Origin of the sequence: Paenarthrobacter sp. DKR-5, from assembly GCF_018531425.1 — a bacterium.
Classification (GTDB): Bacteria; Actinomycetota; Actinomycetes; order Actinomycetales; family Micrococcaceae; genus DKR-5.
The window spans coordinates 97,256-122,961 of the sequence record NZ_JAHBOI010000004.1; the positions used below are offsets into that span (position 1 = coordinate 97,256).

Sequence of the window (25,706 nt, forward strand, 5' to 3'; positions counted from 1 at the left end):
CTGTCCTCCGCGCTTTGGTGAACTCCCGGCCGGCTGAGTGCCGCGCCGGGGGTTCTGGCCACCGGCCCCCAAGTGCTTTTCCTGCTTTTGGTGGGACAATAGAACAAGGACATACGCCACGGCGCCGACCCGGTGCCGGCTCGTCCCGCTTGATAAGACCAAGGAGGGGATCCTGATGGACCCCACCATTATTGTCATCGTCATCGTCATCGTGGTCCTGCTGCTCATGGTCGCGAAAATGTCGGTCCGGATCGTGCGCCAATACGAAAAAGGTGTCCTCTTCCGGCTCGGCCGGGTCGTAGGTGTCAGGGAACCCGGTCTGCGCCTTATCATCCCGCTCATCGACCGGCTGCCTCTGGTGAGCCTTCGGATCGTCACGATGCCCATCCAGTCCCAGGGAATTATCACCCAGGACAACGTGAGCGTCGATGTCTCCGCCGTGGCGTACTACCGGGTGGTCGACGCCGTGAAATCTGTCGTCGCAATTGAAAACGTCGCCGCCGCCATCAACCAGATAGCCCAGACCACCCTGCGGAAAGTCGTCGGCCGCCACACCCTGGACCAGACCCTCTCCGAAACCGAGCGGATCAACAGCGACATCCGGGAAATTCTCGACGTCCTTACCGTCGAATGGGGCGTCGTCGTGACGCTCGTGGAACTCAAAGACATCCAACTACCCGAAACCATGAAACGCGCCATGGCCCGCCAGGCCGAAGCCGAACGGGAGAAGAGGGCCAAGATCATCGCGGCAGAAGGCGAAGCAATCGCCGCCACAGCCCTCGGAGACGCATCCGACACCATGATGGCCCACCCGCTGGCCCTGCAACTAAGGAACCTGCAGTCTCTGGTCGAGATCGGCGTCGACAAGAACACCACCGTCGTCTTCCCCGCCCCGCTCATGAGCACCATCGGGGAACTCTCCGCATTCTTGGCCCGGGAAAATCAAGCAGCCGCATCCCCCAACGGCAGGACACCCGTCAAAGCCGCGTAGTACTCCGTGCCGCCGCTGTGCCGCGCAATCCCAGCGCCTCCAGCGCCGGCACAGCAATGGCAATCGGTGCCCGGTTCCTCGTTACCTTTTTCGTGGCCCGGTCTTGTGGGCAGAATGCGGGTGTGTTGGTCAGTCAGTACCGCTCAGCTCGGCGTCCTGTGCCATTTCGATCACGGCGTCGCCGCCCGGATTATCGCGACCTCCAACCGGGTCCGTGCGCGACTGACCCAGATCCACACGGCACTGGAACGGGTCCCCTGAGTGCGCATCTGGATCACCGCGCCGTGGCCGTTCTACAGCCTTTCGTTTATCTCGGGGTGTACCCGCCGTTGCCACCGTGGACCGGACGGGTCGAACCAGAGGTTATTCCGCGACGGAACGTGGTGAAATTTAGATTCAATGTCTAGGTCCTGACCTCCCTGAAACCTCTTCCGCATGACCGCTAGGAACACGTGTTCTTGCCGGCCATGCGCTTCTGCGACTCCTTGCCAACTGAAAATGATGCCGTCAGCATTTTCCGTATAGCGGATGACGGTCCGGTGTTTGAGTGACAGAACCAATCAACCGGACCGCGCCCTCTGCCGCCCAGGACCCCAAACCCAGGAAAGTTCCTCTCGCCGCCAACGGTGAATGTCGCCGCGTTGCGGTTAGGCATCTTGTTTGGGTGTGGTTCATCGGCTCCGTTGCGGTGAGCCACGGACGGGCAGCCGAGCGGGATCGGCGCGATGGGTTCCCTGCGGTGCCCGGGCCAGCCGGGCCCTTCTCCTCTGGAACCGGTCATGCCACCTGCCTAGCGTCGGAGTACGAAGACGGGAGACCGTCCATATTGAGGGAGTTAATAGCAGTGGCCACACTGACACGCAGCATCACGATCGACGCGCCGGTTGACACAGTATTCGACGTCGCGTTGGACATCAGCCAATTGTGGAAGATGAAGGACGTCGAGGTGACGGATGTCGACATCAAGTCCGAAGGTGTCGGCACTTCGGCCCGCCTGAACACGCATCTCTTGGGCTTCCGTCTGGCGGGCGGTGTCGAGTACACCGAAGTCGTCCCCGGCCAGCGCATCGTCGCGCAGGTTCACTTCTTTGCGGAGAAGCCGACCTGGAGGTTCACGTTCGAACCCGCCGACGGCGGCACCCAGGTGACCGTAGAGGCCGAGTGGGACGTGGACGTCCCGGTCGTGGGCAAGCCCATCGAGAGAATGATGGTGAAGGAACACGAGCCCTATGTTGAGGCCATGCTCGCCGAGCTCAAGACACAGGTGGAGGCCAAGACCGCAGCCTGATGCGGCGAAGCGGCATCAGCGTCCCGACCACAGCCCTAGCACGTGACCCCAACCTAGGGCGGGGGATTGAGGCCGTCGCGGGGCCTGTGAGAGTCAGCTCGGCGGTCACAAGGTCCGGCGCCGGATCAGACTTCGGGAAGGGTGCAGGTATGCCCGCCGGCGTCCATGGGGTAACCGCAGAGCGGGCACAGCGGACGTCCGGCGGCCACGATCTCCCGGGTGCGCTTGGCGAATGCGCGGGCGGTGCCGACCGGCATTCGTACCAGCAACATTTCGAGCTCACCCGCCGCGTCCGCATCCAGCGGTTCGTCGTCGTCATCAGCATCGACTTCGGTGTACGGGTGGGCCTCAAGGACGACCTGGGCCGTCGTCGGGTCCCACCCCAAGCTCATGGCCCCGGTGCGAAACAGTTCCTGGACGGAGTCGAGCTGGTCGTTGTCGACGAGCTCAACGGGAGTAGCCGTGGGAACGCTGAACGGGTTGCCCTCGACGGTGAAAAGCTCGTCGAGAATTTCGTCGATTTTCTCCGCGAGCAGAGCCGCCTGCTGTTTCTCCAGGGCAACACTCACGACCTGCTTCCCTGCGCGCACCTGCAAATAGAACGTGCGCGCCCCCGGGAGGCCAATGGTGCCAACGACGACCCGATCGGGCCAGGCAAACTCGTGAACACGTGGAGGCATGTCAGTATTTTAGGTGCATACCGTCGTCCCGCAGCGCACGGCTCTTGTTGAAGCCAGGTCGTGGGCCGCTGTCAGCGGAGAGCCGGGGAGCCCCGCTTTAACGTCCGAGCGTGGTTTCGGTTATTGAGAACAAACTGAAATCGGCGCTGCACCTCCGGTGCGGGGCCGGTTTTGGCATTGGGAATGCATCTTCAGGGTTTTCAAAGGTTGCATCTCGGTAACAACCGCCGCGGCGGCGCGGTTCTGATACCTGCCGGTAACAATTCGGGTTTAGGCTACTGCCCATGTGAGACGCGTCACGGGGCCTTCCGGCCCTTGCGTCCGTCCGCCGTGACAGCACGGCGGATCGCACCACACCCAATGGAAAATAGGAGGCGGAATGCGTTTGGGACGTATTTCCAAGGCTCTCGGTGTCGCGGCAGTCGCCGCGCTCGCCCTGAGCGCCTGCGCTGGCAACTCGGGCGGAACTTCTTCGTCCAGCGCCGCTGCGGCAAAGTCCGGCGGAACCGCAACGGTCGTCGAGGTGAACGCGTTCAACACGTTCAACTCGAACACCGCTGACGGCAACACGGACATCAACTCGAAGGTGGCCTACCCCACCCACTCGAGCTTCTACTACATCGACAACAAGCTGAACGTCGTCCACAACGACAAGTTCGGCAAGTTCGAGAAGATCTCTGACAACCCGCTGACCGTCAAGTACACGATCAACGATGGCGTCAAGTGGTCCGACGGCGCACCCGTTGACGCTTCCGACATGATCCTGCAGTGGGCAGTCGCTTCGGGCTACTACAACGACGCCGACGCGACGGGCAAGAAGGGCACCTCCTACTTCTCCTACGCGGGCGACACCACCGGCCTGGGCCTGACCAGCTTCCCGGAGATCGGTGACAACAACCGCTCCATCACGATCAAGTACTCCAAGCCGTTCGCCGACTGGGAAATCGCCCTCGACATGAGCGCCGCGATTCCGGCCCACGTGCTGGCCCAGAAGGCCGGCCTGAAGGACAGCCAGGCGTTCATCGACCTGCTCAAGGGCCTGCCGAAGGGTGACCCGAAGGCTCCGAAGCCCGCAAACGCGCAGCTGAAGAAGATGGCTGATTTCTTCAACACCGGCTTTGACACGAAGACGCTGCCCAGCGACCCGTCGCTGTACCTCTCCGACGGCCCGTACATCGTCAAGAGCATGACGCCGGACCAGTCGCTGACCATGGTTCGCAACAAGGACTACAACTGGGGCCCGACGCCGAGCTTGGACGAAATCACCGTCCGCTACATCGGTGACTCGGCCGCCCAGGTCCAGGCGCTGAAGAACGGCGAGGCGGACATTGTCTCCCCGCAGGCTTCCTCCGACACCGTCGAGCAGCTCAAGGCCATCCAGGGCGTCACGGTGGATCAGGGCAACCAGCTTGCCTACGACCACCTGGACCTGAACTTCTCCGGCCCGCTGAAGGACCTCAACGTCCGCCAGGCGTTCATGAAGACCGTTCCGCGCCAGGACATCGTCGACAAGATCATCAAGAAGCTGGACCCGAACGCCAAGCCGCTCGACTCCCAGATCTTCGTCCCGCAGCAGGCTTCCTACGCTGACTCGGTCAAGAGCAACGGCTCGGCTGACTACCAGTCCGTGGACATCGATGGAGCCAAGAAGCTCCTCAACGGTGCCACGCCGACGATCAAGATCATGTACAACAAGGACAACCCCAACCGTGTTGACGCGTTCTCGTTGATCCGCGAGTCGGCCACGAAGGCCGGCTTCAAGATCGTCGACGGCGGCCTGGGCAAGTCCGACTGGGGCAAGGCCCTGGGCGACGGCAGCTACGACGCCACCATCTTCGGCTGGATCAACCCGGGCGTCGGTGTCTCCGGCATCCCGCAGATCTTCAAGACCGGCAACGGCTCGAACTTCAACAAGTTCTCCGACCCGGCTGCCGACCAGCTGATGGACAAGCTGATCCAGACCACGGACAAGACCCAGCAGAATGACCTGGAGAAGCAGATCGACCAGAAGATCTGGGCTTCGGGCTACGGCCTGCCGCTGTTCCAGTCCGTGAACGTGGACGCTTACAGCGACCGCATCACCGGCGTGAAGCTCATGCCGAACCAGACCGGCGTGTGGTGGAACTTCTGGGAGTGGGCTGCCAAGTAGCACCTGCAAGAGTTCTGTTGCGCTAGCACAAGGCGCTGGGACCGTGGTTTTTGGTCCCAGCGCCTTCCTAGCGTCCACACGCATAACGGTGCACCGGCACGGCTCCGCGACCCACCGGACGGGCGCCGGCCCGGTGCACTAAGCTATCTGCGATATTCCGGGAAGAACCCCGGGACCTTTCTAACGAGGTTTTATAACTATGGTGACCTACATCGTTCGGCGGCTTATCACCGCCGTCCTGATCCTGCTCGGCGCATCGTTCGTCGTGTATATCCTCACTGCGGCCTCGGGGGATCCGCTGCAGGAGTACCGGGGGAGCAACCTGCCCAACGTGGCCGACCTGATCAAGGCGCGGACCCAGTTGCTGGACCTGGACACTCCCGCGCCTCTGCGCTACTTCAAATGGCTCGCCGGTGCCGGCGGCTGCCTCATTCCATTCGCCGGAAGCTGCGATCTCGGCAAGAACCTCGCCGGCCAGCCCGTGACGGCGGCCCTGGGCCAGGCGATGACCCAAACTCTTGGCCTGGTGACGGCCGCGATCATCCTGGCGGTTCTGGTCGGTGTGTTCCTCGGCATCATCACAGCCCTGCGCCAGTACAGCGCGCTCGACTACGGCGTGACGTTCATGGCCTTCCTGTTCTTCTCCCTGCCGATCTTCTGGGTCGCCGTGTTGCTGAAGGAATACGGCGCCATTGACTTCAACAACTTCCTGCGGGACCCGCAAATACCGCTGCTGACAGCCTTGACCATCGGCCTGGTGGTCGCCGTCCTTGCGTGGATCATTTCCGGCGGCGCAGTGAAGCGCCGCGCGGTCAGCGCCGCCGCGGCTTTCGTCGTCGTCACGGCCGTCCTGCTCTACCTCTCGGTCACCAACTGGTTCCGTTCGCCCGGCCTCGGACCGGTGGTCATCCTGATCGCCGGCGCCGCGATTGCCTTCGGCGTCACGCTGCTCTCGGCTGGCCTGAAGAACCGCAAGGCGCTGTACTCCGCGCTGATCACCGTGGGCCTTGGCATCATCGCCTACTACAGCGTGCAGGGACTGCTGGACCAGGCCACCCCGCTGATGATCGTGCTGCTGGCCATCGCCACCGTCCTCGTCGGTGCCGCGGTGGGATACTTCATGGGCGGTTACGACCGCGGGCAGAACATGCGCGCCGGCGGCATTACCGCTTTCCTCATCGGTGTCCTGATCGTCGCGGACAAGTACATGCAGAACTGGCCGGACTACTTCAACAACGGCCGCGTCCGGGGCCGGCCGATCGCCACGATCGGTGCGGCCACCCCGAACCTCAACGGTGATTACTGGGTCAGCGGGCTGGACGCATTCACGCACCTGATTCTTCCGACCGTTGCGCTGGTGCTCATCTCGCTCGCCAGCTACACGCGGTTCACCCGGTCCTCGATGCTCGAGATCATGAACATGGACTACATCCGCACCGCCAGGGCGAAGGGCCTGAGCGAGCGCACCGTCGTGATGCGCCACGCCTTCCGCAACGCCCTGATCCCGATCGCCACCGTCGTCGCTTTCGACATCGGCGGGCTGATCGGCGGCGCCGTGATCACGGAAACGGTGTTCGCCATCCCGGGTATGGGCGTGCTGTTCTTCGACGGCATTTCGCACGTCGACCCCAATCCGGTGATGGGTGTCTTCATTGTCACCGCCATCACCGCGATGGTTTTCAATCTCATTGCGGACCTCGTGTACTCCGCACTCGACCCGCGCGTAAGGGTGAAGTCATGACGCAACCGACACAGGACATTGAACTGGCCGCCGAGGAAGCGGAGCGCGCAAGCGCTCCGGCCGCGGGCATCGAGCCGGTCCTCGAGGCGAAGGGCCTCAGCCAGGGCCAGATTGTGCGCAAGCGCTTCTTCGGCCACACCGGCGCGATGGTCGGGCTCGTTGCCTTCGTGCTGATCTTCCTGCTGGCCTTCTCGGCATCGGGTATCGGCCCGATTCCGGGCTGGTGGAAGTACAGCTTCACCGACGTCTCTTCGCTGGTCAACGACGGCGCCCCCACCGTCACCGGCCCCTTCAGCTGGGGCGAGCACCCCTTCGGTCAGGACCGCATCGGCCGCGACTTGTTCGCGATGACAATGCGCGGCACCGAGCAGTCGATCATGATCATGTTCATCATCGGTCTGCTCGCCGGGCTCATCGGCGTCGTCATCGGCTCCCTGTCCGGTTACTTCCGGGGCTGGGTCGAAGCGGTGCTGATGCGCCTGACCGACGTCATCATCATCGTTCCGCTGCTGCTGCTGGCGGCCGTCCTGGGCCAGATCGCGGCGAACAAGGGCGCGGGCACGTTCCTCGGCTACATCGCCAACAACTTCGGCGTCGCGCTGCTGGGCATCCTGATCGGCTGCGCGGCCTGGCCCAGCCTGGCCCGCGTGGTCCGCGGCGAGTTCCTGTCCCTGCGCGAGCGTGAGTTCGTGGATGCGGCCCGCATCTCCGGGGCCTCCAACACCCGCATCATCTTCAAGCACATCCTTCCGAACGCCGTCGGCGTCGTGATCGTCAACGTCACGCTGCTGATGTCCTCGGCCATCCTGCTGGAGACGGCGCTGAGCTACCTCGGCGTCGGTGTGCACCCGCCGGACACGTCCCTGGGTCTGCTCATTTCGCAGAACCAGCAGGCATTCTCGACGCGGCCGTGGCTGTTCTGGTTCCCGGGTCTGTTCATCATCCTGATCTGCCTGAGCATCAACTTCATCGGCGATGGCCTGCGCGACGCGTTCGACCCGCGCCAGAAGAAGTTCAACTCCAAGAAAGCCAAGGACTCACGGGCGACGGCGGCGAAGCCGGCCGCGGAGACCGCAGGCGCCTGATGGCTTCGGTCGCCGCTGTGCCGGCGGGCGGTCGTCTAAAGGTAAACGACCGCCGCGCTGGCCGCTGCCAGTACGACGCCGGCCGCGATCTGCAGCCAGTTCCAGCGCACGTGCACCGGGGTGGTTTCGGCCTCGCCGGCGAGCAGGGACCCGTCTGCGCTCTTGCGCTCCCAGCGGTCCCTCACCAGCCGGGCTGCCTGGCCGGAGTCCGTGTGGGAGAGATCCCCGGGGCGCACGGACCGGGCGGGACCGTAGGTGGTCTCGGGAAGGTTGCGCAGGTTCTCGCGGCGGGCGCTCATGGTGCCCAGAATGCCCGGTGCCGGCGCGGCCCAGGCCACGTAGCGGCGGCCCGGGGTCACCAGGGTCAGCGCGTGCTTGGTGTCCACTGTCACCAGGGCGGCCCACGGCACGCTGATGGTCCGCAGCGGGTTGCGCAGGACGACGTCCTGCTCGGCCACAATGACGGCCGGGTGCCAGAAGAGCGCCCAGCCTGCGTAGGCCAGCAGGAGCAGCGGCCACACGCTCCAGAGCCCGGCGACGCCGTGGCTGGCCAGCGTGAGCACCAGCCCCGCGGCGGCGATCAGCCAGCAGAGGCCGGCGAGCCAACGGCTCGACCGCGCTGTGAAAATACTTACCCCGGCGTCATGCTGCTTCGCGCTCATGACCCCAATATTTCAGGATCCCGCGCGACTTCACTAATCATCGAAGCGCGCCGGGACCGGGTGGAAGGAACCAAGAACAATGACTGAGAACCTCAGCGCGGAGCGCGCAGGCGGACGCCGGGCAGCCGGCACCCCGGTGCTCGAGGTCCGTGACCTCAGCGTCGACTTCGGCGTGGACAAAAAGTGGGTCCCGGCGGCAATGAACCTCAACTACGAGGTGCGCGCCGGCGAGGTGCTTGCCATCGTGGGCGAATCCGGCTCCGGCAAGAGCGCCAGCTCCATGGCGCTGCTGGGCCTGCTTCCCTCGAACAGCCGCGTGACCGGCAGCGTGAAGCTGGGCGGCAAGGAACTGCTGGGCGCCTCGGGCTCGGCGATCCGGCAGGTCCGCGGCAAGGACGTCGCGGTGATCTTCCAGGAGCCGATGACGGCGCTGAACCCGGTGTACACCGTCGGCTTCCAGATCGTGGAGACCCTGCGCCTGCACAACGCGATCTCGCCGGATGAGGCCAAGGACCGCGCGATGCGGATGCTGGAGCTGGTGGAGCTGCCGGACCCGGAGAAGGCCTTCCGGTCCTACCCGCACCAGCTCTCCGGCGGCCAGCGCCAGCGCGCCATGATCGCGCAGTCGCTCTCCTGCGACCCGAAGCTGCTGATCGCCGATGAGCCGACGACGGCGCTGGATGTCACCGTGCAGGCGGAAATCCTGGACCTGATGCGCAACCTGCGGAACAAGCTCGACAGCGCCATCGTGCTCATCACGCATGACATGGGCGTCGTCGCGGACCTCGCTGACCGTATCGCCGTCATGCGCCGCGGCGTCATTGTGGAGACGGGCACCGCCCATGAAATCTTCAACAACCCGCAGCACGAGTACACGCAGGCCCTGCTCGCAGCGGTGCCGCACCTCGGCCAGGGCGCCGGCGAGGACGAAGTGGATGTGACGGCGGCGCTGGCCGCCGCCACCCACGCCGACCTCACCGGCGTCGACCATGAGGAGCTGCTCCGACGCGAGCGGGACAATGAGGAGGCGCTGCGCCACACTGCCGAGGAAGCCGCGCGGGCCAAGGGTACCCCGGTGCTGGAGCTGGTCGACGTCGCCATCGAGTACCCGAAGCAGGGCCGGGTCCCTGCCTTCCGTGCGGTGGAGGGCGCGAACCTGGCCATCTACCCGGGCGAGGTCGTCGGCCTCGTGGGTGAATCCGGCTCCGGCAAGACCACCATCGGCCGGGCCGCCGTCGGTCTGCTCCCGGTGGCCGACGGCAGCCTCAAGGTGGTCGGGCAGGACATCGGCAGCCTGAAGACCAACTCGAAGGAACTGCACGCCCTGCGCCGCCAGGTGGGCATGGTCTTCCAGGACCCGTCGTCGTCGCTGAACCCTCGGCTGCCGATCGGCGAGAGCATCGGGGAACCGATGTTCCTGGCCGGCGTGGCCAAGGGGGCCGCCCTGCAGCAGCGGATCGAGGGTCTGCTGGACCAGGTGGAGCTGCCGCGCAGCTACCGCAACCGGTACCCCCACGAGCTCTCCGGCGGCCAGAAGCAACGGGTGGGCATCGCCCGCGCGTTGTCGCTGAAGCCGAAGCTGATGGTGGCGGACGAGCCGACGTCGGCGCTGGATGTCTCGGTGCAGGCCAAGGTCCTGGAGCTGTTCCAGGCGCTGCAGCGCGAACTGGGCTTCGCCTGCCTGTTCGTCACGCACGACCTCGCCGTCATCGACGTGCTTTCGGACCGGATCTGCGTGATGCAGCGCGGCCGGATCGTGGAGCAGGGCACCCGGGACCAGATCCTGCGCCAGCCGAAGGAAGCGTACACGCAGCGCCTGCTGGCGGCCGTGCCGCTGCCGGACCCGGAGAAGCAGCGCGAACGCCGCGAGCTGCGCGCCCAGCTGCTGGCGACCGCCGCCGAATAGGGCCCCGCGGCCCGGCTGGCCGGGGTCTGCGGCAACGCGCTCAGCTGCCGTTCCGGACATCCGCCGGTGACTATCCACCGGCGGATGTCCGGGCAAGCGGCAATTCTGCGCCGGGGCCTGCGCACCGTGCCGCGGCGCTGCGGCCAGCTCACTTGGAGGCCGGAGCCGCCTTGAGGTCCGCGGCGGTGAGGCCAAGGCCGGCGAGCCGGGAGGCGAGCACGCCGGCGAGCTTTTCGTGGCCGGAAAGTTTCAGGTGCACACCGTCCGCCAAGTCGTTCACGGCATCGTAGCGGGTCAGCCAGTCGCCGGCGCTGACGAACGGAATGTGGCGGGCCTGCGCGTAGGACTGCAGCAACGCGTCCACCTCGCTGCGACGGCCCCCGCCGGCATAGGAACCCCTGGCCAGCGTGCCCACCATCGCGAACCGCGCCTTGGGATAGCTCTGCCGCAGGTCGCGCAGGAGGCGGTCCGCGTTCGCGACGATCTGCGCGTCGGTGGCCCCGCGTGCGGCGTCGTTCCCGCCGCCTTCGATCACCACCAGCGGGGGATTGCCGAAAGGAACCATCCAGTTCCCGCGCTCAAGCGCGTCGGCGTAGTTGCCCACGGTGCCGTTGGCCGCGACGTACCCGGTGCCGCCGCGGCCCGCGAAGACCACCTTGTACCCGACCTGGCGCAGCGCGGTGCGCGGCCAGGTGGAGGTGCCGGGGACACCTGCAGCCCCTTCGGACTGGGAATCGCCGATCAGCACCGCTGTGGACCTGATGTCCGGCTCGACGAGTTCCAGCCGTCCGGTGGCCGGGTCACGGAACGTCTGCCGGTCCACCGCCGAACTCACGCGCAGCGAACGGTTGCTGCCCGCCATGCCGGCCGCTTGGGGCTGGCCGGGAACAGCGGCCGCGACCGGCTGCACGGGCGGGGAGCCAGCCTCGGCGCCGGCCCGGGAGCACCCGGTCGCGAGGAGGGTGAGCACCAAAGCCGGGGCTGCCAGGCGGGCCAGGGCCGCGGCTTTGTGCATGTGTTTCTCCTGTTGCCTTCCGGTGTGTCACAAGAACTATGCGGCATGCACCCCTGAAACGCCAGAGCCGACGGGGTGCGGCGCTGGTCACAATCCGGTCTCGCGGCGCCGGGGTATCGACGGCTCATTTAGGCCATTTTTTGGGCACGCCGTAGAATAGAGGTATACGCCTGCGCCCGGGCCCTCTTTCATGAGCCCTCCATTTGAGCTTCACCACCGAATCCACACCGAATTGAGTCATTACGCATGTCTGAAACAACTGTCAGCACTGGTGCCAACACCGCGGTACGCAGCGACCTCCGCAACGTAGCCATTGTGGCCCACGTCGACCACGGCAAGACCACCCTGGTCGACGCCATGTTGAAGCAGACCCACTCCTTCGCTGAACACGGCGAGGTTGCGGACCGCGTCATGGACTCCGGCGACCTGGAGCGGGAGAAGGGCATCACCATCCTCGCCAAGAACACGACCGTTGCCTACAACGGACCGTCGTCGAACGGCGAGACCATCACGATCAACGTCATCGACACCCCGGGCCACGCCGACTTCGGCGGTGAGGTCGAGCGCGGCCTGTCCATGGTCGACGGCGTCGTCCTGCTCGTGGACGCCTCGGAGGGCCCGCTGCCGCAGACCCGCTTCGTGCTCCGCAAGGCACTCGCGGCGAAGCTTCCGGTGGTGCTGCTCGTGAACAAGACGGACCGCCCGGACTCCCGCATCGAGGAAGTCGTCTCCGAATCCATGGACCTGCTCCTGGGCTTGGCCAGCGACCTCGCCGACGAGGTGCCGGACCTGGACCTGGACTCCGTGCTCAACGTGCCGGTCGTCTACGCCGCCGCCAAGGTCGGCGCCGCCTCGCTGGAGCAGCCCGCAGACGGCACCGCCCCCGCCAACGACAACCTCGAACCGCTGTTCAAGACGATCATCGAGCACATCCCCGCCCCGACCTACAACCCGGACGGCGTGCTGCAGGCCCACGTGACCAACCTGGACGCCTCGCCGTTCCTGGGCCGCCTGGCGCTGCTGCGCATCTTCAACGGCACCCTGCGCAAGGGCCAGACCGTGGCCTGGGCCCGGCACGACGGCGAGCTGAAGACCGTCAAGATCACCGAACTGCTCGCCACCAAGGCACTGGAACGCGTTCCCGCTGAATCGGCTGGCCCGGGCGAGATCGTTGCCGTTGCCGGCATCGAAGACATCACCATCGGCGAGACGCTGACCGACGTCGACAACCCGCAGCCGTTGCCCCTGATCAAGGTGGACGACCCGGCGATCTCGATGACCATCGGTATCAACACCTCGCCGCTGGCCGGCAAGGTCAAGGGCGCCAAGGTGACCGCCCGCCAGGTGAAGGACCGGCTGGACAAGGAGCTCATCGGCAACGTCTCGCTCCGCGTGCTGCCCACCGAGCGTCCGGATGCCTGGGAAGTCCAGGGCCGCGGCGAGCTCGCCCTGGCGATCCTCGTCGAGCAGATGCGCCGCGAGGGCTTCGAGCTGACCGTGGGCAAGCCGCAGGTGGTGACCAAGACCATCGACGGCAAGATCCACGAGCCGATGGAGCACATGACCATCGACGTGCCCGAGGAGTTCCTCGGCGCCGTGACCCAGCTGATGGCCGCCCGCAAGGGCCGCATGACCAACATGGCCAACCACGGCACCGGCTGGGTGCGGATGGAATTCATCGTCCCCGCCCGCGGCCTGATCGGTTTCCGGACCAAGTTCCTCACCGACACCCGCGGCGCCGGCATCGCCTCCTCGATCGCCGAGGGATATGAGCCGTGGGCCGGGCCGATCGAGTACCGCACCAACGGCTCGATGGTCGCCGACCGCGCCGGTGTGGTCACCCCGTTCGCGATGATCAACCTGCAGGAGCGCGGCTCGTTCTTCGTGAAGCCCACCTCCGAGGTCTACGAAGGCATGATCGTGGGCGAGAACTCCCGCGCCGACGACATGGACGTGAACATCACGAAGGAAAAGAAGCTCACCAACATGCGTGCGGCTTCCTCCGACTCCTTCGAGAACCTGACCCCGCCGCGCGACCTGACCCTGGAAGAGTCGCTCGAATTCGCCCGCGAGGACGAGTGCGTGGAGGTCACGCCCGAGGCCATCCGTATCCGCAAGGTGATCCTCGACGCCAACGAGCGCAACAAGGCCAACCGCGCCCGCGCGAAGGCCTGATTGGCACAGCTCCCTGGGCACCGCCCGGACCGACGGCGCCGCCTCGCGGCGGCCGTGCGGTCCGGGGCGGTGCCCGCTGTGTTTGGGGCGCTGGTCTCGGCGCTGGCCGGCACGATGCTGCACCAGCAGACCCTGGAGGCCGGCACGGTAGCCCTGCCGTGGGGTGCTGTGGCAGCCCTGCTGCTCGCCGGATCGGTGCAACTCTGGGCCGGCCTGTACCGGCGCAGGCCGGCCGTGGCCGCGGCGACAGGGCTGCTGACCTACCTGCTGCTGGGCGTGCTGGCGGCTCCGCACGGCGGTTCCGTGCTCATCCCCGGCAACCTGGCAGGGGCGCTCTGGCTGTACGGACTCACGGTCGTGACCTTCGCCGTGGCCCTGCTGTGCCGCCGGATCCTGCGCCGCTCCGGCTAGCTTTCCTTTACCGGAGTTCCTGCCGGGTCGCGGTGGTAGGCGAACATGACCGAGATCGGGAACCCCTCAGGGTCCGGCGGCAGCCGTGCGTACTCGTCAAAGACAGCGCGCACCTTGGCGATCATCTCGTCCCGGCGCTCGGGCGTGAACTTGAAGCCCAGCCGCCACACCGACAGCTCCGAGGCCGGCACCTCGGCGATTTCCTGCAGGAAGGTCTCCACCAGCACGGGGGCGACATCCTTGACCGGGGTATTCCAGGAAATCTTGGTGGAACGGTAGGGCACTTCCCGCGCACCGCGGTTGCCGCGCCGCGGCTCCTCGGCCGCCAGGAACCCGGCCCGCAGCAGGGTGCGGACGTGGTGCAGGGTCGACGCCGGGTTCATCCCCAGGGCGTCGGCGATCTCCTTGTTGGTCCGCGCCTGGTGCAGGCACAGACGCATGATCCGCAGCCGCAGGGGCGAACTCAGCGCCCTGCTGCGGGCGATGACCTCATCCTCGGCCAGGTTGGGCGCGCCGCTCATGCGCAGATTGTAGCCAAGTGATTGACATGTGCCAATGAGTACCGCGAGACTGTGGCTGTGATTGGGGACCAGGACGGGGCGGCTTCGGCTGCCCGCAAGCCGCTGTGGCGGGACCCCAGCTTCCTCACCTTCTGGGCCGGGCAGGCAATCAGCCAGCTGGGCACGCGCACCGGCGGCCTGGCGCTGTCCGTGCTGGCCGTGTCCGTGCTGCGGGCCACCGAGGCCGACGTCGGGATCCTCAACGCGGCGTCCATGGCTGCCTTCCTGCTGGTCGGTCTGCCCGCGGGAGCCTGGGTCGACCGCTGGCTCAAGCGCCGGGTCATGATCATTTCGGACGTCGTGCGGGCTGCGGCGATGCTCGTGGTGCCGGTGCTGTGGGCGCTGGGGCTGCTGCAGCTCTGGCACCTGTTCATCGTGGCGGCCTTCGTGGGCCTTGCCACGGTGTTCTTCGACGTCGCCTACCAGAGCTTCGTGCCCTTCCTTGTCAGCAGCAGAGAGGTGGCGGACGCGAACGCCAAGCTCGAAACGACGGCACAGGTGGCCCAGATCGGCGGCCCTGCGCTCGGCGGCGGCTTGCTGAGCGTCATCAGCGCCCCGGTGCTGTTCCTGGCCCAGTCGGTGGGCTACGCGGCGTCGGCGATCTTCCTCTCGCTTACCCGCGACCACGAGCCTGCTGCCGACCGGGCGGAGCGGCAGCCGCTGGTGACGGAGATCAAGGAAGGTCTTTCGTTCGTGCTGCGGCACCGGCTGCTCCGGCGCATCGTGGCCTGCACGGCGGGTATCAACCTGTTCACCTGGATCGCCTATACGCTGTTCCCGATCCTCGTGCTGCGCCAGCTCGATCTCGGGCCGGCCGGGCTGGGCGTGATCTTCTCCGTCGGCTCCGTGGGCGGCCTGCTGGGCGCGATGATGGTGCCCCGGATGGCTCGCCGGGTGGGGGAGGGGACGCTGATTCCGCTCTCGGCGGCCATCTCTGCGCTGTTCGTCTTCCTCATCCCCGTCAGTGCCCTCGTGCCGGACAAGTGGCTCTCGCTTGCCCTACTGATCGTCTCCGAGGCCGGCTCCTCGTTCTTCGTGCTGGCCTACAACATCATGCAGGTGAGCATGCGCCAGCGGATCTGCCCGCCCCGGCTGCTGGGGCGGATGAACGCCTCGGTCCGCTTCGTGGTGTACGGGGTGATGCCGCTCTCGGCGCTGGTGGCCGGCGGCCTTGGCGAATGGCTTGGCGTGGTCCCGTCGATGTGGATCAGCGCCGTCGGTTCGCTGCTGGCCGTGGCGCCCGTCCTCTTCTCACCGCTGCGCTCGCTCAAGACTTTGCCGGACACGCCCGACGGCGGCAGCGATGCCGACGTCGCCGGGGAACTGCGCGAACAGGACTCGGCGCTCCCGCACGGCGACTGATCGGCGGCGACTGAGCGCGGCATGGCTCAGCCGCTGCGGGGGCGGCGCTCCGGCGGGGGCGGCACTTCCTTGGCCGCACGGACATCCGCCAGCGCCACCCTCACCGTGCCGGTGCGGGTCTGCACCTGGACTGAGGAATCGTCGAGGCCGAGCAGGTACCCCAGGGCGTCGGTGAGGCCGCCGTCGATGCGGTAGCGGACCACGACACGGCTGCCGGAGGGCAGCCGGCGCAGGCGGTCGGCGCGGGTGTCCATGGGTTCATACTAGGACTTCGAATCCGCGGCCCTCCGGGCGTTGGTGGATAATGGAGGACGGAGACTTCAGGCAACTGCCTGGGGCAGCCGCCGTTTGCCGCAAAGAAAGGTCGGTTGTGACGTACGTAATTGCGCAGCCCTGCGTGGATGTCAAGGACAAGGCATGTATCGAAGAATGCCCGGTGGACTGCATCTACGAAGGTGAACGCTCGCTTTACATCCACCCGGACGAATGCGTGGACTGCGGCGCCTGCGAACCTGTCTGCCCCGTCGAAGCCATCTACTACGAGGACGACGTGCCCGAAGAGTGGGCGGACTACTACAAGGCCAACGTGGAGTTCTTTGAGGAACTCGGCTCGCCCGGCGGAGCCGCGAAGATCGGCAACACGCACACGGACCACGCCCTGATTTCCGCGCTGCCGCCGCAGAACCAAGACTGACCCGATGCCGGAAGCCAGCACGGACCGCTCCTTCGGCCTGACCCTGCCCGAGTACCCGTGGGAGGCCATGGCCCCCTATGTGGCCAAGGCCGGCCAGCACCCCGGCGGCGCCGTCAATCTTTCCATCGGCACGCCCGTGGACCCCACGCCGGCGGTGATCCGCGACGCACTGCAGGCCGCCTCCAACGCGCCCGGCTACCCGACCGTGCACGGCACGCCGGAGGTCCGGCAGGCCGTGGTCGACTGGTTCGCCCGCCGCCGCGGCGTGCCGGGGCTGGACCCGCAGGCGGTCATGCCGACCATTGGGTCCAAGGAAATGGTCGCGTGGCTGCCGTTCCTGCTGGGACTGCGGGCGGGCGACGTCGTCGTGCGGCCCACGGTCGCGTACCCCACCTATGACATTGGAGCCACCCTGGCGGGCGCCACCTCCGTGGCGGCCGATGACCTGGACGACCTGGACCCGGACATCCGTGCCCGGGTGCGGCTGGTCTGGATCAATTCACCGGGCAACCCGACGGGCAGCGTCCGCGGGGTGGCGCAGCTGGCCTCGATCGTGGAGCAGGCGAGGGCAGCCGGCGCCGTGGTTGCCTCGGACGAGTGCTACGCGGAACTGGGCTGGGGCCCGTGGGACGCGCAGCGCGGCGGCCAGGCGGTGCCCAGCGTGCTCGACCCCCGCGTCACCGGCGGCTCGGTGGAGCGCCTCCTGGCGGTGTATTCGCTGAGCAAGCAGTCGAACCTCGCCGGCTACCGCGCCGCCTTCGTGGCGGGTGACGGGGAGCTGGTGGCCAACCTGGTCAACAGCCGCAAGCATGCCGGCATGATCCTGCCCTACCCGGTGCAGGAGGCGATGCGGGTGGCCCTCGGGGACGACGCGCATGTGCAGGCCCAGAAGGACCTCTACCGCGGCCGCCGCGAACGGCTGCTGCCCGCGCTCGAGCGCTTGGGACTGAGCGTGCATTCCTCCGAAGCCGGCCTGTATGTGTGGGCCACCGCCGGCGAGGACACCTGGACCACGGTGGACCGGCTGGCCGAGCGGGGCATCGTGGTCGGCCCCGGCGTCTTCTACGGCGACGCCGGACGAGGATTCGTGCGGGTGGCCCTGACCGGCTCGGATGAACGGATCGACGCCGCCGTCGAACGCCTGGCCTGACGAGGTGCCCTGCCTCGCCTGGCGGAGCACGGGCGGGCACCAACGGTGTCTTTGTGAAGAAGCTCACAATCGCGGCTTTTCGGGCGCCCGCGGGGCGGTCAGGATTAGTCGCCAGCGGCACACTGCGGGTACTTTCTTAACTGACCGGCTATGGCGGCTTCCTACAAGAAGCGGGCCGTGGCCTTGGATAGAGCTTGACAGGGGCCAACGAACCTCACGAAGGGGACTCCATGACGGAATCGAACAGCGCATCGCTGCGCTTCGACGGCGGACAGCTTGAACTGCCCCGCATTAAGGCAGCCGAAGGCAACGACGGCTACGACGTATCCAAGCTGCTGAAGGAGACCGGAGCGGTCACCTTCGACCCCGGTTTCATGAACACCGCCGCGACGACGTCGGCGATCACCTACATCGACGGCGATGAGGGAATCCTGCGGTACCGCGGGTACCCGATCGAGCAGCTGGCCGAGCACTCCAACTTCCTGGAAGTCTCCTACCTGCTCATCTACGGGAACCTCCCGACCCCCGCGGAGCTGACGGCGTTCGACGAGCGCATCCGGCGGCACACCCTGCTGCACGAGGACCTGAAGGGCTTCTTCGGCGGCTTCCCGCGGGACGCGCACCCGATGCCGGTGCTCTCCTCGGCCGTGTCGGCGCTGTCCACCTTCTACCAGGACTCGCTGGACCCGTTCAATGAGGAGCAGGTGGAACTGTCCACCTTCCGCCTGCTGGCCAAGCTGCCGGTGATCGCGGCCTACGCCCACAAGAAGTCCATCGGCCAGCCGATGCTCTACCCGGACAACTCGATGAACCTGGTGGAGAACTTCCTGCGGCTCAGCTTCGGCCTGCCCGCCGAGCCGTACGACCTGGACCCCACCGTCGTCAAGGCGCTGGACCTGCTGCTGATCCTGCACGCGGACCACGAGCAGAACTGCTCCACCTCGACGGTCCGCCTGGTCGGCAGCGCGAATGCGAACATGTTCGCCTCCGTCTCGGCCGGCATCAACGCGCTGTTCGGCCCGCTGCACGGCGGCGCGAACGAAGCGGTACTGAACATGCTCCGCCAGATCCAGGCGTCCGGGGACCCGGTGGAGACCTTCGTGGAGCGGGTGAAGAAGAAGGAAGCCGGCGTCAAGCTCATGGGCTTCGGCCACCGCGTCTACAAGAACTATGACCCGCGCGCCAAGATCGTCAAGGCGACGGCGCACGAGATCCTGACCAAGCTCGGCGGCAACGACGAGCTGCTCGACATCGCCATGAAGCTCGAAGAGACCGCGCTGACGGACGACTACTTCATCCAGCGCAAGCTCTACCCGAACGTCGACTTCTACACCGGCCTGATCTACAAGGCGATGGGTTTCCCGGAGAAGATGTTCACCGTGCTCTTCGCCATCGGCCGCCTGCCGGGCTGGATCGCGCAGTGGCGCGAGATGATCAACGATCCGCAGACCAAGATCGGCCGCCCGCGCCAGCTCTACACGGGCGAGCAGGAACGCAGCTACCCGGCGCGCTAAGGCTCACAGCGCAGTGTTTTCCAGCGGCGTCCCCGTTCCGGCGGGGGCGCCGCTGCCGTCTGCGCTTGCGCTACTCTTAGGTCAGAATTGAAGCTCCCACGGAGGCGGACGCATGCATCACACGGGCGGTCCCGGCTGGCGGATCACAATGGACTGCTACGGGCCGCTGCTGATCGCCCTGTACATCCGGGATGTCTCCGGGCTCGGCGCCTCCGGAGAGCCGGCGGTCTCGTCGGCCGTGCCCGAGGTGCATGCCGCCAGCCACCACCACCTGACCGCTGAGGTCGGCGGGGAGCCTGCGCTGCGGACCGAGTGGGAGGCCTGGTGGCACCAGCTGCTGCGGCAGTACCCCGCGCAGACCACCGAACTGCAGCCGCCCGGGTTCCCGGCGTTCCAGAATTCTCCGGCGCTCCGGCGCGTCATGCAGGCGCACTTCGGGGCCGCGCTGGCCTGGGGCAGGGACCGGCTGGGGGAGTATGTGCGCCTTGAGGCCGAACGGGATCTCTCGGGCGCCAACCGCATCCTGGCGGACCTGGTGCAGGACCGTGAACTGGAACTGGGCCGCAGCGCGCGCGACTTCAGCTTCTCCATCATCGAGCTGCCGCTGAGCGAGCCGCGCGCCTGGTTCCTTGAGCCGGACCGGATGGTCATGAGCATGAGCCTGATGGAGGACCCGGAGGCGTTCCGCAGCTTCGTCCAGCCCGTCGTGGAGATGCTCGTCTGAGCCCGGTCAGCCGGCGACGGTGATCAGCACCCGGTCCGCGGCGGCGGAAGCCTTCTGCCAGCCCTTGTGATCGGCGCGGGACCAGTTCTGCCCGTCGAAGGAGACGGCGGTGATGTTCAGTTCCTTGGCGTTGGCCACAGCCCATTGCGCGACAGCCCAGCCCAGCGCATCCGAGGCCGTGACGGTCAGTCCTGACCCGGAGGCGGAGGCCGTCAACGGCCCGAAGGCGCGGTCCAAGGACGCTGCCACCGCCTTGGGGCTGCCCGTGCCGGTGGCCTTGCGCAACGCGCAACTCAGGGCGGCCGGGGACTGCCCGGTCAGCGCCGACGCGTAGGCGCGGCCCTCGGGCTCATGGTCCGCGTAGGCCTGCGGGTACCCCGAGCGCTGCACTTCCTGAGCCGCCGCGGTGATCGGCAGGTCGTGGTAGCCCTGGATCTTGACCAGCACGTCGTAGAAGGCGTTCGTCGCGTACACCGGGTCCTTGATCTGCGCCGCCGTGCCCCAGCCCTGCGACGGCCGCTGCTGGAACAGGCCCAGCGAGTCCCTGTCGCCGTAGGTGATGTTGCGCAGCTTGGACTCCTGGATGGCCGTGGCAAGGGCGATCGACGCGGCCCGGGCAGGAAGCCCCCTTTTGACCGACACCGCGGAAATCAACGCCGCGTTGGCGGCCTGGTCCGGGTCGAGGTCATAGGAGTCCGAGCCGACCGTGGCCGTGCACGTCTCGTTCACCACTCCGCCGGTGCGTTGCAGCAACGAGGAGATGCCGAGGGCACCGGCGGCCAGGAGGGCAATGGTCAGGACGAGTACGACGGCGCCCCGGACCCGTCTTCTTCGGGACACAGCAGGTTCCTAGTTGGCGTGCAGGGCCTCGTTGAGCGCCACCGCGCGTCCGTCACGCGGCAGCACCTCGACTTCGCCGGTGGTGGAGTTGCGCCGGAACAGCAGGTTCGGCTGGCCGGAGAGTTCGACAGCCTTGACGATGGTGGTCGCGTCCTCGCCGTAGGCATCCTTCTGGCCTACGATGCGCACCCTGGTCCCGGCAGTGACGTAGAGCCCTGCCTCGACGATGCTGTCGTCGCCGATGCTGATCCCGACGCCGGAGTTGGCGCCGAGCAGCACGCGCTGGCCGAGGGCGATCTTCTCCCGGCCGCCGCCGGAGAGCGTGCCCATGATCGAGGCTCCGCCGCCGACATCGGTGCCGTCCCCGACGACGACGCCCGCCGAGATCCGGCCCTCGACCATCGAGGTGCCCAGCGTGCCGGCGTTGAAGTTGACGAACCCTTCGTGCATCACGGTGGTGCCGGGGGCCAGATGGGCACCCAGCCGGACGCGGTCGGCGTCGGCAATGCGCACGCCCGATGGGACGACGTAGTCCACCATGCGCGGGAATTTGTCGACGCCGTAGACCGTCACCTGGCCGCGGCGGCGCAGCCGGGCCCGGACCAGTTCGAAGCCTTCGGCCGCCGCCGGGCCGAAGTTGGTCCAGACAACGTTCGGGAGCTTGCCGAAAATGCCGTCGAGGTTGATCGAGTTGGGTGCCGCCAGCCGGTGTGAAAGCAGGTGCAGGCGCAGATAGGCATCGGCAGTGTCCGCCGGCGCCTCGTCGAGCCCGATCTGCACCCTGACCACCCGCTGTTCGGTGCCGCGGTCCGGGTCCGCTCCCGCCTCCGCGAGGGCGGCCAGTTCGGCCTCCTGAGGGCCGTCTCCGGAGGCTTCTCCGAGGGCGGGGGCCGGGAACCAGACGTCGAGAACCGTCCCGTCCGCGGCGGCGACGGTGGCCAGGCCCAGGCCATGGGCAGACCGGCTGGCCGGCGGCGCGGTGGGAGCAGTGGAGGCGGTTTCAGTCATGCCTGCAGTCTATCGTCGGGGCCGTGCCGGGGCCGAACCATGAAGGCCCCGGCGGTAGGCTGGGGCGGTGACGACATTGGATCTTTCGCAGGACGTTTCGCTGCTCACGGCGGCCCTGATCGACATCGAGAGTGTCTCGGGCAACGAGAAGGCTGTCGCCGACGCTGTGGAGGCGGCGCTGCGCGGCCTGGCTCATCTCGAGGTGCTCCGCGACGGCGACGCCATCGTGGCCCGCACCGACCTGGGCCGGCCGGAACGGGTGATCCTCGCCGGGCACCTCGACACGGTTCCGCTGCCGCGCACGCCCGGGTCGAAGGGCACCGTGCCGTCCCGCTGGGAAGGGGAGCTGCTGTACGGCCGGGGCGCCACCGACATGAAGGGCGGCGTGGCGGTGCAGCTGGCGCTGGCCGCGGCGGCGGAACGGCCGAGCCGGGACCTGACCTTCGTCTTCTACGATCACGAAGAGGTCGAGGCGGCCAAGAGCGGGCTCGGCAGGCTGGTCCGCAACCACCCCGAGCTGCTCGAGGGGGATTTTGCCGTCCTGCTCGAGCCGACGGACGGAACCGTTGAGGGCGGCTGCAACGGCACGATGCGCTTCGAGGCCACGACCACGGGCCGGGCAGCGCATTCGGCGCGTGCGTGGATGGGCGAGAATGCCATCCATGCGGTCTCGGAGCTGCTCGGCCGGCTGGCCGCCTACGAGCCGGCGACCGTGAGAGTGGACGGCCTCGACTACCGGGAGAGCCTGAACGCGGTCAAGATCTCCGGCGGCACCGCGGGCAACGTGATCCCGGACCGGACCGTTGTGGAAATCAACTACCGGTTCGCCCCGGACAAGACACCGGACGAGGCGGAGGCCCACGTGCGGGAGCTGCTCGCCGGGTATGAGCTGGTGCGCACCGACGCCGCCGCCGGCGCCCGGCCGGGGCTGAACCACCCTGCCGCCGCGAGCTTCGTCGCGGCCGTGGGAGCGGAACCGAAACCCAAGTACGGCTGGACTGACGTTGCCCGCTTCAGCGAACTGGGCATCCCGGCCGTGAACTTCGGCCCCGGGGACGCGCTGCTGGCCCACAGCGACGACGAGCATGTCTCCGCGGCGGCGGTCCGTGCCTGCCTGAAGGCCTTCCTGGCCTGGCTCGCCTAGGGCGGACGGCGCAACGGCGCCTGCCGCGCAGTACGACGGAGGGCTCCGGACCGTGCGGTCCGGAGCCCTCCGTCGTATTGCGGTGAATCTGTATTGTGGTGAATCCGATCAGTCGCCGGCGGCGCTGCCGGCTGCCACCGGAGCCCTGGTGCCCTTGGCGATGCGCTGGTTGCGGCGCATCCGGCTTTCCAGGAACTTCGCGACGCCGGCCAGCAGCAGGCACAGGCCCACATAGATCACGCCGGCAATGATCGCTGCCGGGATGATCGGGGAGCCGTACTGGGCCTGCGAGCCGAAGTACTTGGCCTGGAACAGGATTTCGTTGTAGGTCACGATGAACCCGAGGGCTGTGTCCTTCAGGATCACCACCAGCTGGGCAATGATCACGGGGAGCATGGCCCGCACGGCCTGCGGCAGCAGGATGCTGGTCATCACGGTGGACTTGCGCAGCCCGATCGCGAAACCTGCCTCCTTCTGGCCGCGGGGCAGCGACTCGATGCCCGCCCGGAACACCTCGGCCAGCACCGAGCCGTTGTACAGGGTTAGCCCGACGACGACGGCGATGAACGGGGAGATGCCCTGCACACCGAGCGTGGGCAGGCCGTAGTACATGATCATCATCAGGATCAGCAGCGGCACGGCCCGGAAGAGTTCGGTGAAGGCCAGGCACGGGACGCTGATCCAGCGCCGGTCCGAGAGCCGGCCGAATGCCAGCACAATGCCAAGGACCAGGCTGAACACAGCGGCGGTGGCGAAGGCAGAAAGCGTGGCCCCGATAGCCTGCAGCAGGGTCTGCTGCACCAGCGGGAAGCTGAACAGCTGCCACTTGCGGGCCTGGAACTGGCCGCTCTCCGCAAAGCGGTAGATGACGAACCCGATGATGGCCACGACCACGAGGAGCGTCACCACACTCAGCACCCGGTTGCGGGCGACAGCCTTGGGCCCGGGGGTGTCGAACAGGACGGAGCTCATCGCGCCACCTTCCACTTGTTTTCGAAGTAGCGCTGCAGCAGGGAGAGCAGGAAGACCAGCACCACGAAGACCAGCGCCACCCACAGCAGCCCGGCCATGGCCGGTTCGCCGCGTTCGGAGAGGTTGGCACGGATGGCCCCCGCCTCGGCGACGGAGAAGCCGGCGGCCACCGTGGTGTTCTTCAGCAGCGCGATGAACACGCTGAACATCGGCGGAATGACCGCACGGAACGCCTGCGGGAGCACGATGAGCCGGAGGGACTGGCTGAACGGCAGGCCGATGGCACGCGCAGCTTCAGCCTGGCCGACCGGCACGGTGTTGATGCCGGAGCGGATCGCCTCGGCGACGTAGGTGGCCGTGTACAGGCTCAAGCCGACGATTGCCGCGGTCATGAAGGAGATCTCCGGCAGGCCCAGCTTCGGGTAGCCGAGGGCGAAGAAGAAGAGTACGAGCGTCAGCGGGGTGTTGCGGACGGTGTTCACGTAGAACGTGCCGGCCGCGCGCATGGCGGGCACCGGCGAGACGCGCATGGCGGCCACGATCGTTCCCAGGATGAGGGCGAAGATGGCCGAGAAGAAGAACAGGATCAGGGTGTTTTGGAACCCGGTGGTGAAGAGATCCAGATTGTTCAGCAGTGTGTTCACGCAGAACCGCTTTCAATCAAGGATGCGGGGATGCCCGGACAGGCCGGACATCCCCGCATGAGTTTTTTAGTAGTTTTCTACGGCCGGCTGTTCCACCTTGGTTCCGGTGGTGCCCAGCGTGCTGTCGTAGATCTTCTTCCAGGTGTCCTTGCCGTCGGTGAACAGCTTGTTGATGAAGGTGCGCAGCGCGGTGTCGCCCTTCTTCAGGCCCACACCGTACTTCTCGACGGTGAAGGGCTGGCCGACGACCTTCAGGGCGTCAGGCTCCTGGGAGGCGTAGCCCAGCAGGATGGCCTGGTCGGTGGTGACAGCGTCCACCTGGCCGCTCTTGAGCGCCTCGACACACTGCGAGTAGGTGTCGAACTCCGTGGTCTTGGTGTCCTTGAAGTTGGCCTTGATGTTCTGGATCGGGGTGGAGCCGGTGGCCGAGCAGACATTCTTGCCCGCCAGGTCCTTCTCGCTGTTGATCGACGTGTTGTCCTTCTTCACCAGCAGGCCCTGGCCGGTCACGAAGTACGGGCCGGCGAAGTCGACGAGCTTCTTACGCTTGTCGGTGATGGAGTAGGTGCCGACGTAGTAGTCGATGTCGCCGTTGGCGATGGCGGACTCGCGGTTGGCCGACGGGATCGGCTTGAACTCGATCTTGTCCTTGCTGTAGCCCAGCGACGCGGCGATCCACTTGGCGATCTCGATGTCGAAACCGCTGTATTCGCCGGTTGCCGCGTCCTTGAAGCCGAGGCCGGGCTGGTCCTGCTTGACGCCGATGCGGACCTTGCCGGCCGACTTGATGGCGTCGAACGTCGGGCTGCCGGTCAGCGACACATTCTGCGCCACCGTGTAGGACGGCGCAGGGGAGCCGCCAGCGTTCGGCGCGGTGGAGGATCCGCCGCCGCCGCCACAGGCGCTCAGCGCCAAGGCTGCAACAGCGGTCAGCGCCGCTGCGAAACCGGCTTTCCTTCGAGTGGAGGACTTCATTGTTTCCCTTTCATTG

24 protein-coding genes and 1 pseudogene are annotated in these 25,706 nt (G+C 66.9%); 15 read left to right on the plus strand and 10 right to left on the minus strand.

All coding sequences use genetic code 11. The features are described 5' to 3' along the window. Positions 1-175 precede the first annotated feature (175 nt). From KIH31_RS09710 to KIH31_RS09715, 3 genes and pseudogenes are all read left to right on the plus strand, one after another. A complete protein-coding gene (locus tag KIH31_RS09710; protein ID WP_214426926.1) occupies positions 176-991 on the plus strand; it encodes a slipin family protein in 816 nt (271 codons plus the stop codon). 141 nt (positions 992-1,132) lie between these two features. Then, a pseudogene (locus tag KIH31_RS18480) lies at positions 1,133-1,278 on the plus strand (IS110 family transposase); the annotation flags it as partial. 557 nt (positions 1,279-1,835) lie between these two features. After that, complete coding sequence (locus tag KIH31_RS09715) at positions 1,836-2,279, plus strand: SRPBCC family protein (RefSeq protein WP_214426927.1); 444 nt, start codon at positions 1,836-1,838, stop codon at positions 2,277-2,279. Between the two features lie 125 nt (positions 2,280-2,404). Here KIH31_RS09715 and KIH31_RS09720 read toward each other — a convergent pair whose 3' ends face one another. Next, positions 2,405-2,959: a DUF3090 domain-containing protein gene (locus tag KIH31_RS09720; protein ID WP_214426928.1), complete on the minus strand. Its 555-nt coding sequence runs from the start codon at positions 2,957-2,959 to the stop codon at positions 2,405-2,407. Positions 2,960-3,338: 379 nt separating this feature from the next. Here KIH31_RS09720 and KIH31_RS09725 point away from each other — a divergent pair, with 379 nt between their 5' ends. From KIH31_RS09725 to KIH31_RS09735, 3 genes are all read left to right on the plus strand, one after another. Then, a complete protein-coding gene (locus tag KIH31_RS09725; RefSeq protein ID WP_214426929.1) occupies positions 3,339-5,108 on the plus strand; it encodes an ABC transporter family substrate-binding protein in 1,770 nt (589 codons plus the stop codon). 199 nt (positions 5,109-5,307) lie between these two features. Further along, positions 5,308-6,849 carry an ABC transporter permease gene (locus tag KIH31_RS09730; protein ID WP_214426930.1) on the plus strand — a complete coding sequence of 514 codons (1,542 nt, stop codon included), beginning with the start codon at positions 5,308-5,310 and terminating at the stop codon, positions 6,847-6,849. Further along, entirely contained in the window at positions 6,846-7,934 is a 1,089-nt protein-coding gene (locus KIH31_RS09735) for an ABC transporter permease (RefSeq protein ID WP_214426931.1), read from the plus strand. Before KIH31_RS09730 ends, KIH31_RS09735 begins: the two co-directional genes overlap by 4 nt. 35 nt (positions 7,935-7,969) lie before the next feature. Here the strand turns inward: KIH31_RS09735 and KIH31_RS09740 are convergent, their stop codons facing one another. After that, positions 7,970-8,596 carry a PH domain-containing protein gene (locus KIH31_RS09740; protein WP_214426932.1) on the minus strand — a complete coding sequence of 209 codons (627 nt, stop codon included), beginning with the start codon at positions 8,594-8,596 and terminating at the stop codon, positions 7,970-7,972. A 79-nt stretch (positions 8,597-8,675) separates the two neighbouring features. Here KIH31_RS09740 and KIH31_RS09745 point away from each other — a divergent pair, with 79 nt between their 5' ends. Next, on the plus strand, positions 8,676-10,502 hold the full coding sequence (locus tag KIH31_RS09745; RefSeq protein WP_214426933.1) for an ABC transporter ATP-binding protein: 1,827 nt from the start codon (positions 8,676-8,678) through the stop codon (positions 10,500-10,502). Between the two features lie 148 nt (positions 10,503-10,650). Here the strand turns inward: KIH31_RS09745 and KIH31_RS09750 are convergent, their stop codons facing one another. Next, positions 10,651-11,517, minus strand: coding sequence for an SGNH/GDSL hydrolase family protein (locus KIH31_RS09750; protein ID WP_214426934.1), 867 nt, complete (start codon positions 11,515-11,517; stop codon positions 10,651-10,653). 246 nt (positions 11,518-11,763) lie between these two features. On the opposite strand from KIH31_RS09750, the gene typA reads away from it, so the two are divergent. Both typA and KIH31_RS09760 read left to right on the plus strand, forming a co-directional pair. Further along, positions 11,764-13,692 carry a translational GTPase TypA gene (gene typA, locus KIH31_RS09755; protein ID WP_214426935.1) on the plus strand — a complete coding sequence of 643 codons (1,929 nt, stop codon included), beginning with the start codon at positions 11,764-11,766 and terminating at the stop codon, positions 13,690-13,692. Between the two features lie 69 nt (positions 13,693-13,761). Next, the gene (locus tag KIH31_RS09760) at positions 13,762-14,103 is read left to right on the plus strand and encodes a hypothetical protein (protein WP_214426936.1); all 342 of its coding nucleotides are present in this window, start codon (positions 13,762-13,764) and stop codon (positions 14,101-14,103) included. Here the strand turns inward: KIH31_RS09760 and KIH31_RS09765 are convergent. Continuing rightward, positions 14,100-14,624, minus strand: a complete 525-nt coding sequence (locus KIH31_RS09765) for a transcriptional regulator (RefSeq protein ID WP_214426937.1) — start codon at positions 14,622-14,624, stop codon at positions 14,100-14,102. The two genes, KIH31_RS09760 and KIH31_RS09765, sit on opposite strands and share 4 nt — an antisense overlap. A gap of 57 nt (positions 14,625-14,681) precedes the next feature. On the opposite strand from KIH31_RS09765, the gene KIH31_RS09770 reads away from it, so the two are divergent. After that, positions 14,682-16,025, plus strand: coding sequence for an MFS transporter (locus KIH31_RS09770; RefSeq protein ID WP_307857608.1), 1,344 nt, complete (start codon positions 14,682-14,684; stop codon positions 16,023-16,025). 26 nt (positions 16,026-16,051) lie between these two features. Here KIH31_RS09770 and KIH31_RS09775 read toward each other — a convergent pair whose 3' ends face one another. Continuing rightward, positions 16,052-16,279, minus strand: coding sequence for a hypothetical protein (locus KIH31_RS09775; RefSeq protein WP_214426938.1), 228 nt, complete (start codon positions 16,277-16,279; stop codon positions 16,052-16,054). Positions 16,280-16,395: 116 nt separating this feature from the next. On the opposite strand from KIH31_RS09775, the gene fdxA reads away from it, so the two are divergent. From fdxA to KIH31_RS09795, 4 genes are all read left to right on the plus strand, one after another. Then, a complete protein-coding gene (gene fdxA, locus KIH31_RS09780) occupies positions 16,396-16,719 on the plus strand; it encodes a ferredoxin (RefSeq protein ID WP_214426939.1) in 324 nt (107 codons plus the stop codon). 4 nt (positions 16,720-16,723) lie between these two features. Then, on the plus strand, positions 16,724-17,869 hold the full coding sequence (dapC, locus tag KIH31_RS09785; RefSeq protein WP_214426940.1) for a succinyldiaminopimelate transaminase: 1,146 nt from the start codon (positions 16,724-16,726) through the stop codon (positions 17,867-17,869). A gap of 230 nt (positions 17,870-18,099) precedes the next feature. Continuing rightward, positions 18,100-19,383, plus strand: coding sequence for a citrate synthase (locus tag KIH31_RS09790; RefSeq protein WP_214426941.1), 1,284 nt, complete (start codon positions 18,100-18,102; stop codon positions 19,381-19,383). A 112-nt stretch (positions 19,384-19,495) separates the two neighbouring features. Next, positions 19,496-20,107 carry a hypothetical protein gene (locus KIH31_RS09795; RefSeq protein ID WP_214426942.1) on the plus strand — a complete coding sequence of 204 codons (612 nt, stop codon included), beginning with the start codon at positions 19,496-19,498 and terminating at the stop codon, positions 20,105-20,107. Between the two features lie 6 nt (positions 20,108-20,113). Here KIH31_RS09795 and KIH31_RS09800 read toward each other — a convergent pair whose 3' ends face one another. Together KIH31_RS09800 and dapD are read right to left on the minus strand one after the other, a co-directional pair. Then, the gene (locus tag KIH31_RS09800; RefSeq protein WP_214426943.1) at positions 20,114-20,947 is read right to left on the minus strand and encodes a hypothetical protein; all 834 of its coding nucleotides are present in this window, start codon (positions 20,945-20,947) and stop codon (positions 20,114-20,116) included. A gap of 9 nt (positions 20,948-20,956) precedes the next feature. After that, a complete protein-coding gene (gene dapD, locus KIH31_RS09805; protein ID WP_214426944.1) occupies positions 20,957-21,955 on the minus strand; it encodes a 2,3,4,5-tetrahydropyridine-2,6-dicarboxylate N-succinyltransferase in 999 nt (332 codons plus the stop codon). A 67-nt stretch (positions 21,956-22,022) separates the two neighbouring features. On the opposite strand from dapD, the gene dapE reads away from it, so the two are divergent. Continuing rightward, on the plus strand, positions 22,023-23,099 hold the full coding sequence (dapE, locus tag KIH31_RS09810) for a succinyl-diaminopimelate desuccinylase (RefSeq protein WP_214426945.1): 1,077 nt from the start codon (positions 22,023-22,025) through the stop codon (positions 23,097-23,099). A 108-nt stretch (positions 23,100-23,207) separates the two neighbouring features. On the opposite strand, the gene KIH31_RS09815 is transcribed toward dapE, so the two are convergent. The 3 genes from KIH31_RS09815 to KIH31_RS09825 all read right to left on the minus strand — a co-directional run bounded on the left by KIH31_RS09815 (position 23,208) and on the right by KIH31_RS09825 (position 25,690). Further along, a complete protein-coding gene (locus tag KIH31_RS09815) occupies positions 23,208-24,071 on the minus strand; it encodes an amino acid ABC transporter permease (RefSeq protein WP_214426946.1) in 864 nt (287 codons plus the stop codon). Beyond that, positions 24,068-24,715 (minus strand): amino acid ABC transporter permease, encoded by a 648-nt coding sequence (locus KIH31_RS09820; protein WP_214426947.1) that lies wholly within the window; start codon positions 24,713-24,715, stop codon positions 24,068-24,070. The genes KIH31_RS09815 and KIH31_RS09820 overlap by 4 nt, the downstream gene beginning before the upstream one ends. Positions 24,716-24,781: 66 nt before the next feature. Next, the gene (locus KIH31_RS09825) at positions 24,782-25,690 is read right to left on the minus strand and encodes a glutamate ABC transporter substrate-binding protein (protein WP_214426948.1); all 909 of its coding nucleotides are present in this window, start codon (positions 25,688-25,690) and stop codon (positions 24,782-24,784) included. Positions 25,691-25,706 lie beyond the last annotated feature (16 nt).